Genomic DNA, 16,386 nt, shown 5'->3' with positions numbered 1-16,386 from the left:
AAAAGCCTTTCAGAAATGAAAGGCTTTTTGCTTTTGCCCCTTAATTCTCTCCCATCAAAAGATCAATTTTCTTATAGTACCATTCCATTCGAATTATCAGAGCGTTACCTACAAGAAAACAACATTTCACACAACTCTTCCTGGACACATGCACTCTTTTTCACTTTTTTCATTCTTTTATGTAATAATCTGTAATTCATAACATCTAACAGGCAGAATATTCTAGAAAACCATAATTACTAATTTTAAATTCAATGCTTATGAAAACTATTGTTCTTCGTATCAATAAAGATCTACCGAACTATTTATGCCATTTCACCAAAGTCGGTATTTCAATACTTTTACTTATGATTTACGGATCGGCATTTGCACAAAAAAAATATGATTTTCGGGTCAGTATCTATGGAAAAGGAACACCGATCATTCTTATTCCAGGATATAGTTGTAGTGGAACCGTATGGGCAGAAACTGTAAATCATTTAAAAGATAAATACGAATGTCACGTGCTTACACTTCCTGGCTTCGCAGGACAAGTAGCTATTAAAGAAGCATTGCTTGAGACTATGCGCAATGAAATCATAGCATATACAAAGGCAAACAAATTGCAAAATCCGATTCTTCTAGGCCATAGTTTAGGCGGCTTTTTGAGTCTCTGGATCGCAAGCACTGCCCCCTCCCTATTTCAAAAAGTTATCGTTGTGGACGGAGTACCGTTCTACCCGGGCATGCAGAACCCAAATACAAGTGTAGAGGAAGTGAAAAAGTTTGTCGATAAAGATGCACTTATCGCACAATTTACTTCGATGGGAAACCAACAACTTAGTGCGTATGCTGAAAATATAGCACGACAGCTGGTAACTGATTCTATAAAAGCCAAAACAATAGCCGAATGGCAAGTACAAAGCGATAGAGTTACATTAGCATCTGCGTTTTATGAAATGATGACGACGGATATCCGCCAGGATCTTGCTAAAATTACGATACCCGTTTTGGTGCTAGGTAGTAAGTACGAAACGCTGGAAAAATCACAACAGATTCTTTCCGAGCAATATAAGTATGTAAAAAAGCTAACTTTACACAATACCAACAGTAAGCATTTTATTATGTATGATCAGCCAATTTGGTTTTTTAAAGAACTAGACACATTTTTAAAATAACCCGATGACCAACAAAGAAAACTTTGAGATTATTTACAAAGAATATGCGCCGGCCATCCGCAAGTTATGCCTCAGTTATACCGGAGACCGAGATAATGCAGAAGATTTAATCCAAGAGACCTTCATTACTGTATGGAAAAAACTCGACAGTTTTCGCAACGATGCCAAATTAAGCACCTGGATCTACAGAATAGCGATCAATAATTGCTTGACGAGTATGCGAAAAAAACATCAGCATTTAAAAAAAATGACCGACACAAGCTGCATCGATATACCAGAGGATTCATCGAATGAAAAAATACAGCAGATTGATCTGCTGTACAAATGTATCAGCAAGCTGAAAGAAGCTGATAGAGTACTGATCACATTGGTATTAGATGAAAAACCTTATGAGCAAATAGCAGAAATTACGGGAATTACAGAGAATAATCTCCGTGTAAAAATCCATAGAATTAAAAAGGAATTAACCGAAATTTTCCATAAATATGCAAGACTTTAACGATTTACAACATCTTTGGAAACAGGATAGCAAACAAAATATCTTGCCCCCAAAACACCTGAATAAGGCCAAAAACTTTCGTCAAGAATTAATAAGGAAAGAAATAGCCGGTGCTGTTTTATTGCTTGCAACAGGATTAATTATTCTTGCTCTGGCATATTTCCTTGATTTTAGGCATAAAACGCTCACATTGTACACAGCGATGTTTATCGTATCGTTCCTTTGTTTTATACAGGCATACTTAATGTTGACCACTGCACGTAAAGTCAAACAGATCAACGAAGCAGCTTTACCTACCGAGCATTTACAACAGTGGCAAGAGTTTGACTCCTTTCGAAAGAAAAGAATTCATTGGAATATGCCGATTTATCATCTACTTCTCGGTATAGCGATCTCGATCTATCTTCGGGAAATCCTAGCGGGTGCTAGTTTCCACTATTATTTACTGACTTACCTTCCAACCTATAGCTGGATTCTATTTTCCTACTTTTATCTGGGTAAAAGACAACTCGCTAAAATTGACCGATCAATCAACGAAGTTATTTTTGAATTACAGGAGTTAGAACGACAGTTCGGGAATTGAAAAATCGGATCATGTTTGCTCCTTAAGAATACGTTCATGATTACATTTTTAATTGCAATAAATAACCTAAAACAAGATTATGATCCCATCTAAAGCGGACATATCGTCCAGGGCAGAGTCCGCTATCTCCAATATGACATCGGAAGATGGTCAACCCCTAAAAATAACCAACTGGTATTCAGCTACATTTCTATTTAAGAGTGCTAAAACTGCTTTTAAACAAAGAAAAATGTAAAATAAGTTTTGTAATTCTACACAAAATTTCTACTTTTGTCGCGGAGAGTTGGCAGAGTGGTCGAATGCGGCGGTCTTGAAAACCGTTAACTGTCACAGGTTCGGGGGTTCGAATCCCTCACTCTCCGCAGAAAAAGCCTTTCAGAAATGAAAGGCTTTTTGCATTTTAGCCAAATTTATCTCCTTACTCTTCTTAAGAACTTACCTCAAGTTTATATCCTTTACCACGTATAACCGTAATTTTGATATTCGGATCAAACTCCAATTTTTTTCTAAGTTTTGATATAAACATATCTAAACTGCGTCCAACAATAATTCCCTCATCTTCCCAATTTCTTTTTGCAGCCGTGTTCGCGCTATCGTTTGGTTAGGAGACAAGGCGAAAATATGTAACAAACGGGTTTCCGTTCCAGTGAGATCTATGGTGTTTTCATTAATGATCATTTCTCGCTCCTGCGGATTAAACAAAACGGCCCCAAAGGTTAAAATACTGTTATTTTGATCGTCTAACACAATGCTTCGCCTCCGATCCGATTTCAAAAAAAAGAATCCAGCAAATGCTAAAAACAACACGATACCAAGAAAATAGTTATTCGCTGCTGTATTTATCCCGCTCGGTTTAAATTTAATATTGATCATGTAACATCCTTTAGGTTGCACTCTACCTCTACAAGCAATAATATCATCTTTTTTATTATGGGAAATAGCATATCCATAAGCTACACTCGAATTGCCACAGTTGAGTACATTAACGACATAATCACGGGCAAGAGGATCATTGACCAACAGCCGCTGAATAGTACTCACCAATGAGTCTGGTTTAAAGGTGATTTCATTCTCAAACCTGATCCGATATTCATTTTCTTGAATCTTTTCTACCGGAAGTACCCTTGATCTACTGTCTCCCGACTGCGTAAGCAGTTCATCTCCTATCCTCCTAAGCAAAACTTCCCTCCTAGCGCTATCAAAATCGTCTGTGCCAGTCATATCAAAAGCAACAAAGGCCATCGCAATAAACAAGAGTATTATGCCGCCATACAAGTACTTGCGGTTCCCTGAGAAAATATTTCGGCTTTCAGACATACGATTTACAATTTATTTACAAAGATTACATCACTATTTACAATCTAAACACCTCTATATAAGTATCATAAAAGTAATTTTGTTACATCACTCTAAAACAGATACGAGAAAAAAAGTTTGAACGGATCTAATTTACTGGGATAAATCTAATGTTCATTAAACTTTTAAAAATATGAAAAAAATTATCTACGTATTGGTTTTACCGCTCGCTATAGGAAGCGGCTTGGCCTTTGCCAATCGCGAAATCAAAAATGAAACCTTAAAAAAAACGGCCCCGAATTCACGCACTCCTACTGAAATGACCGCCGAAATAAATAAATGGGAAGCGAGCCCCAATGGTATAAAATTCAAAAAATGGAAAGAATCTTCCGGAGGGATAAAAGTACTTGACAATGCTGGGAAAATAAAGAATCAAATAAAGAATTCTACCGACATAGAGGCGGTTGTAACTTCTCTTTACCTTCCACTAGGTGCACAGTTAGGTTTCGGAGTAATGGTTAGGATTAATCGTGAAGACTATATTCTAAGTTTTGGTCTGGAAAATTCTAATGAATTTCAACAATTGAAAAGTCTGAAGGTAAACGACAAAATAACGATAAAAGGTCGTAGTGTCATGTACGCACCTAAGTATTCGTATCCAATAGTAGCGGGCGACTATGTACAAAGAGATAACAAAATAATTTATAAACGCATCCCTAGCCAAGGCGGTTGCTAAGTAACTTACCCACCACTCCGCAAGAAAAGCCTTTCAGCATTGAAGGGCTTTTTTGCACACCATTAGAAAAACTTCTACAGCCTAGCAAGCGCCCTAAATTGATTGAAAGGACAAAATGACCAGTGAATTGGTCAAATCGGATAAACAACGAACAAACTAAAACATAACGTAAAAAAACTGATTATCAACAATTAAGAAAAAAACACAGAAAATACTTGAGAAAAACCGCAGTTTTAAAAAAAATACTGTGGAATCCATTCTTCTCTGACATCATAATAGTGAGTAACAACAACGTGTTAACCTAAAAATGACGATCATGGCAGAATTAAACCAAAAAACGCAAGAAACGGGAAAGAAAAAAATAAGAAGCAGAAAAATGGCTCCTAAAGTAGATTTAACAGCCATGGTAGACCTCGCATTTCTTCTCATTACATTCTTTATGTTGACCACAACATTAAATAAACCATCTGCAATGGATATCGCCATGCCGGACAAAAGTAAATCAGATGTAGAAAGTTCGGTTCTTATTGATGAAAACCGCACGGCGACGCTCATTCTTGGCGAAGGAAAATTCATGTGGTATCATGGGGATTTCAAAAAACCGATCAGCTCTTCAAAAGTACCGGTAGATATCGAGAAAGGGCTCTCAGGCGTTATTGCACAGTTAAAAGCTAAGATAAGCACTATGCCCAATACAAAGGACATGATTGTACTGATCAAGCCTAGCAAAGAAGCGCGCACAAAAGATATTATTCAGACGATAGATCAAATGAAGGGCCAACATATCGCACGTTATGTGATCAGTAAAACGCAAATCGAAGAAGAAAAGCAATTGCTCGCTATAATCCAGTAACATTGATTTGAGCGATGCCCTATCCATACATTGTAACAACCTATTGAACGAGCTTTTCATAGGTAAAATCAATTATTGTCATCAAAAAACATGGGAATGATTTCTATCTGATGAAAATAGACAGTAACAAGTTTACCGAAAGGTCGTATGATCGATCTTTCGGTAGATTCCAGCCCAGTACGGTAAATTATCTTTTATCCAGATTGTTCCAATAACGTTCCACATTTTCTTTTACCTCAACCGGTAGGGACGCATAATTATCGGAAAACGTTGTTTGACTATAACCATCTACTTCCTCCGCACGGAGACGGTAAAACTTATTCTTATAAAGAACTAGACCAATACAGCTAAGCTGCTTTTTTAGGTCATCCTTGGGATGCCTTGAATAGATAAATAATGCATCCAATTTACCATCCTTATCGGCATCAAAAAATGCCTTTCGAGATTCCCAAATCGACGTAACGATCCCTTCTTCGGATATCAATTCATCAGCCACAAGCTGCCACATTCCTTCGATCTGCTGAAATTGTTGTACATAAAGTTTGTCGGGATCGGCACCCCGTTCCTCTTTTGAAAACACTATATAATTATCTTCTTTTGGAGTTTGAATGCGTTCCACTTGTAACACACGCTTCCCCTTAAATGGAAAACCAGAAGATTGAAAATTTTCCTTATTGATCGAAATTGTTGTAACCTGCGCCTCAACAGCATAAAATCCCATCGATAATAGGATTAAAAGAACGTATTTTCCCATATGTTTTTCCCTTAGTATTGAGTCAATTTACTGACAATAAAAGAGAATTACAATATTTCAACGAGACATCTTTACATCCAAGTGATGCGATTCTCCATAAATGTCACTACATTTAATCTAGATAAACATCATGAAGAAGCTTTTGATTCAGCTATAGGTCTTTATTCATGAGCTTAGATCATACGCGATGAAACAAGATATTCAAACACTCGATGACATTAAAGTATTAGTAGATCAATTTTATACGACGATACGTAACGATACTTTGCTCGGACCTATTTTTAAAGAAAGAATCCAAGACAATTGGGCAATGCATCTTGAAAAGATGTATAGTTTCTGGCAGACTATCCTACTGGATGAACATCGTTATTTTGGCAGCCCCTTTCCACCTCATATTAATTTACCCATTGATGCGCAACATTTTGGTCAATGGCTCAAATTATTCGAAGCAACAGTAGATGGCTTATACAGTGGACAAAAGGCCGAAGAAGCCAAATGGCGTGCGCAGAAAATGGCCCAAATGTTTCAGTTCAAACTGGAATATCTGCACGCCAACCCCAACAAGAAACCATTGATCTAAAGTTAGTCTACAAAATCTACTTGATGGCATTGTTAAATAAAAAGAAAAATTAATCCATAAAAAAAGCCCTTGGAAACTTCCAGGGCTTTTTTAGTTGATGTGATTCAATTTATGCTTTTTCTTCCTTTAAGGAAGTAGAATCTTTTTTGGATTCCTTTTCTTCGAAACCTGAGCGTAAAATTTCATCCCATAAGGATGAACTCACTCCAAAACCCTTTTCTGGATCAGAATAATGGTGCAACATATGGTGCTGCTTGATCCGTTTGAAAATACCGCTTTTAAAATTAGCATGGTGCATCGCATAATGACATTCGTCATAGATCAAATACCCAACCATAAAACCTGAGAAAAAACAGGCTAAGATAAACTCATTCGAAAAAAACAATGTAAAACCAAGATAGACCAAAAGAGCTAGTGGAATACTCGCTGACAACGGCATCACCAAACGCATACGGTCTCTTGGGTAATCATGATGCACACCATGGAAAATAAAAGCGATTCGCTTTCCCCATTCCGATGTCGGATGAAAATGAAACACCCAACGATGTAACGCATATTCAAAAGCAGTCCAAAAAGCTAAACCAAAAATAAAATACCCAATGTAGGTTAAAAAGGAAATGTCTCCCCAAACTAGCGCTTTATACGAAAAGAAAACAACCACGGGTACATAGAAAATCAAAGGTACACTCCAATGCACTTTCGTCAAAGACTCTAAAAAGTCATTCTTGAACATGCGCGTAGATTCCGTAGAATTTGAAACATAATTACGCTTTGCCATAATACTATTTTTATTATTCCCTCACAAAAATAAGTATTTTAAGCACAAATGAAGAAGGTTTCTGATGAGAAAAACAAAATAACTGACCTTTTTAATAAAAAGGTTAAACAATAATCATTACCCCAATCAAGCTAAACCCTTTTTATTTCATCTATTACCTCAAATTTCCACTCTTTTCTATAAAATCAACTAAAATGAACTCGCACTAAAATTGACAAATCCAAGACAGTTTACTTATTTAAAGTTGACTGTTCCTCCGGCCATTTTCTTTTCTACACGTTGTTCTGGTTTTCCATAGACATCAATGACACCGCCACCACGTGTTTTGGTTTCGATGGAATCAGTAACATAAACATCTGCTTTACCGCCACCATTCACAGTGACCGTCGTGATACTCGTCTTAAAATCTTTTCCTTCATATTTGCCGCCAAAGTTTGAAATGATCTCCTGTTTATTTGCCTTTCCATACAAAGCGATTGTAGCCCCTGAGGTCACTTTAATTTCAGCTGTTTTTACCGCTGTATAGAGATCGACCAGACCACCTTCTGAAGCATAAACTTTTAAGTGGTCAGCAGCAACTGGATTATTTGTAGTTGCAAATACCTTGGCTCCTTTTTTTGCTTCTACATTGTTCAAACTCTTGTAATATACCTTCACAGAGATATTCCCCCCTTGCAGCATATTCAACGTATTCATTTTCAAAACCAACGATCCATTTGTGTTGACGACCTTAACATTCTCATGGTTCTGTCCTTCAAACGTCACCAAGGACTCGTCGGATTTAATCAGCTCCACCTGAATCTTGTCCGTCGCTACAACCGAAGAAAAATCGCCAACATTTTGCTTCACCTGCCCAAACCCCATTTGGGCAATTAATAAAAGAATTACACTGACTCCTAAAAATTTCATATTTACTTGACTTTTTATTGTAGTTCGTCAAAAAATAAGCCAATTCCTATTAAGAACAATATTTTTAACCTATTTTGACATAAAAAAGGCGCCCTATCTAAGGGCGCCTTTATGATCTATTTTTTCAACCTATGCTTATAGTTTGCTATTAACGTCTACTGCATTCAAATCAGCGAATGCTTCTTTCAGACGAGCAACAAACGTTTCTTCACCTTTACGTAACCAAACGCGTGGATCGTAATATTTTTTATTTGGAGAATCAGCTCCTTCTGGATTACCGATCTGACCTTGCAAATAATCATGGTTTTTCGCTTCATAAGCTCTTACACCATCCCAGAAAGCCCATTGCATATCCGTATCAATGTTCATTTTGATCGCACCGTATGAAATCGCTTCTGCAATTTCTTCCGGAGAAGAACCAGAACCACCGTGGAATACGAAGTTTACGGGCTTCTCAGCAGTAAGATTATATTTCTCACGAATATATTCTTGAGAATTATGTAATATAACTGGTTGCAATTTCACATTACCTGGTTTGTAAACACCATGAACATTACCAAATGCAGCTGCCACTGTAAATTTGTCAGATACTTTAGACAATTCTTCAAAAGCGTAGGCAACCTCTTCTGGTTGGGTATACAGTTTTGAGCTATCCACATCCGAGTTGTCAACACCGTCTTCTTCACCACCTGTAACACCCAGCTCGATCTCCACTGTCATACCAAGTGGTTTCATACGCGCTAAGTATTTAGCGGAAATCTCAATATTTTCTTCAATTGGCTCTTCCGATAAATCCAACATGTGAGAAGAGAACAATGGTTTTCCATGTTGCGCAAAGAATTTCTCGCCAGCGTCCAACAAACCGTCGATCCAAGGTAAAAGTTTCTTAGCTGCGTGATCTGTATGCAGAATAACTGCTACACCATAATGCTCAGCTAATAAATGAACATGTTGTGCTGCAGATACCGCTCCCAATACGCAAGCTTGTAAATTATCGTTGTTCAAGGTTTTACCAGCGTAGAATTGCGCTCCACCATTTGACAATTGAATAATTACAGGAGAATTTACTGCTTTCGCAGTTTCCATAACCGCATTGATAGAGTTTGTTCCGATAATGTTTACCGCAGGCAAAGCAAACTTATGTTTCTTCGCAACCTCAAACAACTCTTGTACTTGATCTCCTGTCAATACACCTTTAAAATCTTTTAGGCTCATATTTCTGTTATTGATTTATTTTAATCTTTCATTAAACTTGAAGCTACTAAATTATTAAAAATTATTATTACTTCCTAATTTTTATAGTGTACTAAATACACTATCATTTCACATGGGATATAGAATGTTAACAAATCATAAAACCCTGATTGTTCAATTGAATAGGAACTTCCGATTACTCCTTTTTTCAATGGCATTGACAACAAAATATCCACAATTATCCTTAAATCACAGATAAGACACCATAGAAATATGAATTATTTTAAAAATTGTATCGGGATTGATTAAATTTGGATTCACCAAATTGTCACTATTATGCTACAGGTATACGGTATCAAAAATTGTAACACAGTAAAAAAAGCACTTACATGGTTGGAAGACAATAATGTTCCCTTTCAATTTCATGACTTCAAAAAAGAAGGCGTCAGTGTGGATAAATTAAAAGAATGGGAAAAACAAGTAGACTGGCAGGCTCTAGTGAATAAAAAGGGAACTACATGGAAAAAGTTATCTCCGGAAACTCAAGAGCAAGTCATTGACAGTGATAGTGCCAATAAAGTACTTCAGGAAAATACAAGTATGATTAAACGTCCTGTTATTGAATACAACAAAGGTATATTACTCGGTTTTAATGAAGCAGAGTACGTAACAAATTTAAAATAGTTCCACAATGCTTCCCGGAATGGAGGTTCTAAAAAGCCTCCAATTATCCAAAATAAACCTTTAAGGTCACTTTCTATCCCTTTTATTATAAAACGTCGTTTGCGTTTTTTTTGGCTCAATGTACTTTTCATTGTATATTGGAGCAAATAAACATAATTTAAGTAGACGTATGATGAAAAGAATTGCACTGGCTTCTTTAAGCCTTGTTGCGTTGAGCTATGCTTACCCAGCCTTTGCACAGGAGAAAACATCCAATTACAGCTATACAGAGGCCTTTGCACCCTTGTTTTTTAAAAATAATGGCAATGAATATCGTTCCGCAGCCGGAAAACCGGGCCCTGCCTACTGGCAAAATGCAGCCGACTATAAAATTCAGGCTTCCCTGAACGATCAAAATGATCAAATTACAGGATCTGTCGAGATTACCTATAGCAACAATAGTCCAGACAATATGAACTATCTGTGGTTACAATTAGATCAAAATATGTTTTCACAACATGGCCGCGGTCAATTGATCTCCCCCTTGACCAACAGCCGTTACGGTGATGGCAACTCAACTTTTGATGGTGGATATCAGATACAATCTGTTACGGATGTAAACGGAAATACGATCGAACATATTATTAACGATACCCGCATGCAGCTTCGACTTCCTGCTGCGTTAAAGAGCAAGGGCGGAAAAATAACTTTTAAGATTAAATACCAATACACAGTTCCTAAATACGGTGCGGACCGTACAGGTATACTTGACACAAAAAACGGAAAAATCTATGCCATTGCACAATGGTTCCCAAGACTGTGTGTCTATGACGACATTAGAGGTTGGAATACCCTTCCTTATACAGGGCCGGGAGAATTCTATCGTGAATTCGGAAATTACCAGGTTGAGATCACTACTCCGGCAAACCACATGGTTGTATTGGGTGGCGAATTGTTAAACCCACAGGAAGTATTTACAGCTGAACAACTCAAGCGATATCAACAGGCACAACGCAGCGACGAAACCGTGATCATCCGCTCCGCCGAAGAAGTTAACGCAAAAAACTCCAGGCCTGACAAGAAAACCTTAACCTGGAAATATCAACTTAATAATGCGCAAGACATTGCTTGGGCATCCTCTACGGCATTTATATTAGATGGCGCGAAGATCAATCTACCGAGTGGAAAAAAATCCCTCGCTTTGTCTGCCTATCCAATTGAAAGTAACAGTAACAATGCCTGGGAACGCTCGACAGAATACACCAAAGCTGCAATTGAAATCTATTCAAAAAGCTGGTTTGAGTATCCTTACCCTGTAGCGGTCAATGTAGCCTCCAATGTCGGTGGAATGGAATATCCAGCTTTGTCGTTCTGTGGCAATCAGGCCAAAGCAGGATCTCTTTGGGGTGTTACCAACCACGAGTTTGGTCACAATTGGTTCCCAATGATTGTCGCATCCAACGAACGTGAATATGGCTGGATGGATGAAGGGTTCAATACATTTATTAACGAACTCGCAACAAAAGAATTCAACAATGGCGAATATTACCGTAATCAGGCGAGCAGATCGTACATCTTTACTGCCCGTAATCTTGAACCGATCATGAGTACCCCGCAAAACATGAAAGAACGTAATATTGGTGCTTTGGTCTACTATAAGCCAGCTTATGGACTGAAATTATTGCGAAACGAAATCATCGGTCCTGAACGTTTCGATTACGCCTTTAAAAAGTATATCCAAGAATGGGCTTACAAACACCCTACTCCGGAGGATTTCTTCAAAGCCATTGAAAATGGTGCTGGTGAAAACCTAAACTGGTTCTGGCGCGGGTGGTTTGTCAACAACTGGCAAATGGACCAAGGTATAAAATCAGTATCCTATGTCAACAACGAGCCAAAATTTGGCGCACTTGTCACCGTGGAAAATCTCGAAAAATTACCGATGCCAGTTATTGTTGAAGCTACAACCGTATCGGGCAAGAAGATTCGAAAAAAACTACCAGTGGAAATCTGGGAAAGAAACGACGTATGGCAATTTAAAATTCCGACCACAGAGCCACTGCAATCTGTACAGTTAGATCCTGACATGGTCATGCCGGACAAGAACCCAGACAATAATTCGTGGAAAGCAAATTAGCAGATTTTCAAAATCTATTCGTTATTTTTGGCTAGAGAACGATCATGAACGTACGGCGTAAACAAAACGGCAAATACCCTGTTCATTCATAGATTGAAAATACATAACTATATTTATTCACATGAAAATCTTACAAACGATTCTAAGCTGCTTACTTATTACACTAATGAGTGGACATCTTGTTGCACAGGAAAAAACCAAGGGGATTATTATGGAACTTGTCAGCGGTGAGAAAATTGAGGCTGCACAAATTCAAAATTTAAGAACCAAGGCTGAAGTACAGACCAATAGAGATGGCTCCTTTGCAATTGACGCCAATGTTAACGACCTTTTGTTAATCAAGGCTGTGGGATATGAACAAGATACTGTTTTCATTTATGACACGAGCTTACGCAGAATCTATTTGAACAGAATGAATAATGTTATCGAACTCAGTGAAGTTGTCGTAGAAAGGATGACAGACAGTAGACTTGCTGCTGAAATCCAGCGCGAGAAGACTTTAGGAAAGTATTCCGACGCAAGTCAAAACCGCGGCGGAGTACGAATTTCTCCAAGCCGTATATTTAGCAAAGAGGGAAAACAAGCACGTTCAAATTATAAACTCTTAGTCGATGAACGTGAGAAAAGAGCAGTTGATCGCAAATTCACCGAAAATCTGATCAAAGAATTGACTCCGCTCAATGGTTCGGATCTAGCCCTGTTTAAAGAAAGATTTAGACCTTCCTATAAATTTATTCAAAACAGCAGCCAAGAGACTCTGAAAGTCTATATCATGGATAGCTATAAAAAATTTAACGAGAAAAAATAAAAAACAAACACTTTTATCACGTGATTGTCAGAAGGTTTTAAACTGTAATAATTTTTATTTCAGTTTAAAACCTTTTCTGTTACTTTGTGTTATAATTTAGAAAAATCAGCAGAGGATGTTACACAACTTGAGGTTCGCAACAGCATTACACATTATGGTTCTGGCACAGTTAGAAGAGTCAAATCAATGGCTTTCTTCTGAATATATTGCGTCAAGCATCCAAGTCAATGCAAGTGTGGTTCGCAAAGAAATTGCATCTCTCAAAACAGCATCTTTACTAACGAGTAAAGAAGGTAAGGGCGGCGGTATTCGCATAAATCCCGAAAATCCAACGATTACCTTGGCTGATATTTATATCAGCACCAAACAAACCGATTTCGGCGGGAAATTTAACAGTCCCAATCCTGCCTGTGTTGTTGGCAAAAATATCAATTCCAAACTCCAGGATCTGTATCAGGAAGTCGACACTGATATTGTACAGCGTTTGAAAAAGATAACCCTGGCTGATTTTAGCAAAACATTTAATTAAAGGAAGCATGAAAGTAGCAGTAATTGGATCCACAGGATACGTAGGATCTCATCTCGTAAAAGAATTGGTAGACCGTAACTATGACGTAGTCGCCATCGCCCGCCACGTCGAAAATATTCCATCGAGTGAAAAAGTAACCAAACTCCAAGTAGATATCAATGATAATAATCAATTGGTTTCTGCCCTAAAAGGTGTTGATGTTGTTGTTTCAGCTTTTAATGCCGGATGGACCAACCCTAATCTTTATGAGGATTTTACAAAAGGTGCATTGGCCATCCAACAGGCTGTTAAAGATGCCGGTATCAATCGTTTCATTGTTATTGGTGGTGCAGGAAGTTTATTGATTGATGGAAATAGACTGGTCGATTCACCGGATTTTCCCAAAGAAATTAAACCTGGGGCATTAGCTGCAGCAGATTATCTGAATACCATCCAGAAAGAAGATCAACTTACCTGGACCATGTTTAGTCCCGCTATAGAAATGAATTCCCATGCTGGTGGAACACGTACCGGAAAATACCGCACAGGCCTTGATGCTCCCGTATTTGATCAGGAAGGTCGTTCTAGATTATCAGTAGAGGATCTTGCTGTAGCAATAGCAGACGAAATTCAGAACAAACAATTCCTCAATAAACGCTTTACAGCAGCGTATTAGTACCCAAACAAGCATTTGATTCAGATTTTATTACAAAAGGGAGGAGCAATCTTCCCTTTTTTCATTGAGATCATTTATATTTGACATTAATTAAACAATTGAAAAGCTAAATAATCGTAAAGAATTAATCCTATGCTATTTAAAAAATCGATTCCTCAACTCATTGCTGAAGCAAATGAAAATGGAGAACACACGCTAAAGAGGACACTGTCCAGCTCGGGCCTTATCGCCCTCGGGGTCGGGGCCATCATTGGGGCAGGACTTTTCTCCCTAACAGGGATTGCCGCTGCTGAAAATGCAGGGCCAGCTGTTATCCTATCTTTCATTATCGCAGCAGTAGGCTGTGGGTTCGCAGGTCTTTGTTATGCCGAATTTGCCTCTATGATTCCTGTTGCCGGAAGTGCTTACACATATTCCTACGCCACAATGGGTGAATTTGTCGCCTGGATTATCGGCTGGGATCTCGTCCTAGAATACGCACTGGCAGGAGCTACAGTAGCCGTCAGCTGGTCCCAATATTTCAACCAGCTCCTGATGATATTCCATATCCAGCTCCCCGATACCCTACTCAAAGGCCCTTGGGAAGGTGGAGTGGTCAACTTACCTGCTATCATTATTGTTTGTTTACTGTCGCTATTGCTCATGCGTGGTACACAGGAATCATCCCGTGTAAACAATATATTGGTTATCCTAAAAGTCGGTGTTGTATTGATTTTTATCGCCTTGGGATGGAGCTTTATCAATCCTGCAAACCACGATCCATTTATCCCTGTAAATGCAGGTGAAGAGCTTGTAAAAAGTGGACAACAAAGCTTCTGGTCATTTTTAAAGAGTGATGACTTCGGTCACTTTGGTATCAGTGGTGTATTGCGCGCTGCTGGGGTTGTCTTTTTTGCATTCATCGGCTTTGACGCAGTGAGTACAGCTGCCCAGGAAGCGAAAGATCCAAAAAAAGGTATGCCAATCGGTATCATCGGCTCGTTAATAATCTGTACACTTTTGTACGTTTTATTCTCTTACGTAATGACAGGCATCGAAAACTATACGATGTTCAAAGGTGACGCAAAACCTGTTGCGACAGCTTTTGCAAAAACTGGATATCATTTCTTAAATACAGCGTTGATTATTACGATTATTGCAGGATACACTTCAGTTATTCTCGTGATGTTACTTGGTCAGAGCCGCGTATTTTATTCGATGAGTAAAGATGGTTTGCTTCCAAAGATATTTTCAGACTTATCCAAAAGACAGACTCCTTGGAAAACAAATGCTATTTTCATGGTATTTGTAAGTATATTCGCAGGTTTCGTTCCAGTTTCTGACCTTGGCCATATGGTAAGTATTGGTACCCTATTTGCCTTCACCCTCGTATGTGTAGGTATTCTAGTACTGCGTAAAACAGATCCTAATTTGGAACGCCCATTTAAAACACCATTGGTTCCTTTCGTTCCAATCATGGGTATCTTGGTCTGTATTTTAATGATGGCTTCATTGCCAATTGAAAGCTGGGAGCGTTTAGCCGTCTGGCTTGCTATAGGCTTATTGATTTACTTTGTATACGGCAAAAAACATAGTGTCATTAGAAAACAACATCAGAACCAACAAAAGGTTGGTTAAACATAAAAAAGGCTTCTTAATAAAGAAGCCTTTTTTATGTTTAAGAAATCCAATAGCACATTCTTATTACAGCGCACTCAGTTTAAAATATCCATTCGCAATGGTATCTTCTTCTAGACCGATCTTTGGCGTAATTTGAATACTATACAGCTCTTTATCATGAGGTAATAGCAAATCTTCTATCTCATAAATATCATCAACATCCAAACCGTACTTATCATCGATATGTGCCGAACTGTGGTGCTTCCAAAAAACAGTGCGTTTTGCCTTTTCAGTCGCCTTGGCCAAACTAGATGCTACAATAAGTTCTTTGTAATGGAACTCGTCAAATTCATTCGGTTTGTAGCCACCTAAATTGACAAAAAACAACTTCAATTCCGAATCAATAGCCTGTTCATTCCCCCTTTCAGTAACCTTGATCTCATATTCCCCAATCTTATGGACAATACGGTACGCATCAATGTGAATTTTACCGTCAGCCTCTGGCCAAAAATCTTTAATGGGATCGACAAAATCCTTGAGCTCATTACCAATACCAAAGAAAATGTCATGCTGTTCTGTCCGTCTATTTTTCGGTTTACAACCGATCAAAATCATAAATAATTTCATAGTCAAAAATCAGTCATTCAATGTCCGTG

19 protein-coding genes and 1 tRNA gene are annotated in these 16,386 nt (G+C 38.1%); 13 read left to right on the top strand and 7 right to left on the bottom strand.

All coding sequences use genetic code 11. From position 1 onward, the window contains the following. Positions 1-260: 260 nt before the first annotated feature. From L1283_RS15680 to L1283_RS15665, 4 genes are all read left to right on the top strand, one after another. Entirely contained in the window at positions 261-1,157 is an 897-nt protein-coding gene (locus L1283_RS15680; RefSeq protein WP_157698573.1) for an alpha/beta fold hydrolase, read from the top strand. Positions 1,158-1,161: 4 nt separating this feature from the next. Continuing rightward, a complete protein-coding gene (locus L1283_RS15675; RefSeq protein ID WP_088162822.1) occupies positions 1,162-1,656 on the top strand; it encodes an RNA polymerase sigma factor in 495 nt (164 codons plus the stop codon). Beyond that, positions 1,643-2,239 (top strand): hypothetical protein, encoded by a 597-nt coding sequence (locus L1283_RS15670; RefSeq protein WP_088162823.1) that lies wholly within the window; start codon positions 1,643-1,645, stop codon positions 2,237-2,239. Before L1283_RS15675 ends, L1283_RS15670 begins: the two co-directional genes overlap by 14 nt. A gap of 277 nt (positions 2,240-2,516) precedes the next feature. Continuing rightward, positions 2,517-2,601: transfer RNA gene (locus L1283_RS15665), tRNA-Ser, on the top strand. A gap of 65 nt (positions 2,602-2,666) precedes the next feature. Here the strand turns inward: L1283_RS15665 and L1283_RS15660 are convergent. Together L1283_RS15660 and L1283_RS15655 are read right to left on the bottom strand one after the other, a co-directional pair. Continuing rightward, positions 2,667-2,765 (bottom strand): hypothetical protein, encoded by a 99-nt coding sequence (locus tag L1283_RS15660; protein WP_429626331.1) that lies wholly within the window; start codon positions 2,763-2,765, stop codon positions 2,667-2,669. A 2-nt stretch (positions 2,766-2,767) separates the two neighbouring features. Further along, a complete protein-coding gene (locus tag L1283_RS15655) occupies positions 2,768-3,556 on the bottom strand; it encodes a winged helix-turn-helix domain-containing protein (protein ID WP_429626330.1) in 789 nt (262 codons plus the stop codon). A 172-nt stretch (positions 3,557-3,728) separates the two neighbouring features. Between L1283_RS15655 and L1283_RS15650 the strand changes: the two genes are divergently transcribed. Beyond that, positions 3,729-4,271 (top strand): hypothetical protein, encoded by a 543-nt coding sequence (locus L1283_RS15650; protein WP_088162825.1) that lies wholly within the window; start codon positions 3,729-3,731, stop codon positions 4,269-4,271. A 316-nt stretch (positions 4,272-4,587) separates the two neighbouring features. Next, positions 4,588-5,124: an ExbD/TolR family protein gene (locus tag L1283_RS15645; protein ID WP_088163745.1), complete on the top strand. Its 537-nt coding sequence runs from the start codon at positions 4,588-4,590 to the stop codon at positions 5,122-5,124. Positions 5,125-5,311: 187 nt separating this feature from the next. Here the strand turns inward: L1283_RS15645 and L1283_RS15640 are convergent, their stop codons facing one another. Next, complete coding sequence (locus L1283_RS15640; protein ID WP_088162826.1) at positions 5,312-5,878, bottom strand: hypothetical protein; 567 nt, start codon at positions 5,876-5,878, stop codon at positions 5,312-5,314. Positions 5,879-6,065: 187 nt separating this feature from the next. Here L1283_RS15640 and L1283_RS15635 point away from each other — a divergent pair, with 187 nt between their 5' ends. Then, positions 6,066-6,458 (top strand): group III truncated hemoglobin, encoded by a 393-nt coding sequence (locus L1283_RS15635; protein WP_088162827.1) that lies wholly within the window; start codon positions 6,066-6,068, stop codon positions 6,456-6,458. Between the two features lie 109 nt (positions 6,459-6,567). Here L1283_RS15635 and L1283_RS15630 read toward each other — a convergent pair whose 3' ends face one another. The 3 genes from L1283_RS15630 to fbaA all read right to left on the bottom strand — a co-directional run bounded on the left by L1283_RS15630 (position 6,568) and on the right by fbaA (position 9,360). Further along, positions 6,568-7,236, bottom strand: coding sequence for a sterol desaturase family protein (locus L1283_RS15630; RefSeq protein ID WP_232475606.1), 669 nt, complete (start codon positions 7,234-7,236; stop codon positions 6,568-6,570). A 234-nt stretch (positions 7,237-7,470) separates the two neighbouring features. Beyond that, positions 7,471-8,145 carry a head GIN domain-containing protein gene (locus tag L1283_RS15625; RefSeq protein ID WP_088162828.1) on the bottom strand — a complete coding sequence of 225 codons (675 nt, stop codon included), beginning with the start codon at positions 8,143-8,145 and terminating at the stop codon, positions 7,471-7,473. A 135-nt stretch (positions 8,146-8,280) separates the two neighbouring features. Next, positions 8,281-9,360, bottom strand: coding sequence for a class II fructose-bisphosphate aldolase (fbaA, locus tag L1283_RS15620; protein ID WP_046672381.1), 1,080 nt, complete (start codon positions 9,358-9,360; stop codon positions 8,281-8,283). A 315-nt stretch (positions 9,361-9,675) separates the two neighbouring features. Here fbaA and L1283_RS15615 point away from each other — a divergent pair, with 315 nt between their 5' ends. From L1283_RS15615 to L1283_RS15590, 6 genes are all read left to right on the top strand, one after another. Further along, a complete protein-coding gene (locus L1283_RS15615; RefSeq protein ID WP_088162829.1) occupies positions 9,676-10,023 on the top strand; it encodes an ArsC family reductase in 348 nt (115 codons plus the stop codon). Positions 10,024-10,192: 169 nt separating this feature from the next. Further along, a complete protein-coding gene (locus L1283_RS15610; protein ID WP_232475607.1) occupies positions 10,193-12,139 on the top strand; it encodes a M1 family metallopeptidase in 1,947 nt (648 codons plus the stop codon). A 121-nt stretch (positions 12,140-12,260) separates the two neighbouring features. Further along, positions 12,261-12,947 (top strand): carboxypeptidase-like regulatory domain-containing protein, encoded by a 687-nt coding sequence (locus L1283_RS15605; protein WP_075994047.1) that lies wholly within the window; start codon positions 12,261-12,263, stop codon positions 12,945-12,947. Between the two features lie 115 nt (positions 12,948-13,062). Continuing rightward, positions 13,063-13,476, top strand: coding sequence for an Rrf2 family transcriptional regulator (locus L1283_RS15600; protein WP_145328289.1), 414 nt, complete (start codon positions 13,063-13,065; stop codon positions 13,474-13,476). A 7-nt stretch (positions 13,477-13,483) separates the two neighbouring features. Next, a complete protein-coding gene (locus tag L1283_RS15595; RefSeq protein ID WP_429626329.1) occupies positions 13,484-14,131 on the top strand; it encodes an NAD(P)-dependent oxidoreductase in 648 nt (215 codons plus the stop codon). Positions 14,132-14,263: 132 nt separating this feature from the next. After that, entirely contained in the window at positions 14,264-15,748 is a 1,485-nt protein-coding gene (locus L1283_RS15590) for an amino acid permease (RefSeq protein ID WP_075994050.1), read from the top strand. A gap of 66 nt (positions 15,749-15,814) precedes the next feature. Here L1283_RS15590 and L1283_RS15585 read toward each other — a convergent pair whose 3' ends face one another. Then, positions 15,815-16,357: a DUF1543 domain-containing protein gene (locus tag L1283_RS15585; protein WP_201638664.1), complete on the bottom strand. Its 543-nt coding sequence runs from the start codon at positions 16,355-16,357 to the stop codon at positions 15,815-15,817. Positions 16,358-16,386: the final 29 nt, after the last annotated feature.

Source organism: Sphingobacterium sp. HSC-15S19 (assembly GCF_050433745.1).
GTDB classification, from domain to species: domain Bacteria; phylum Bacteroidota; class Bacteroidia; order Sphingobacteriales; family Sphingobacteriaceae; genus Sphingobacterium; species Sphingobacterium siyangense.
This window is presented reverse-complemented; position numbering and strand designations above follow the sequence as displayed.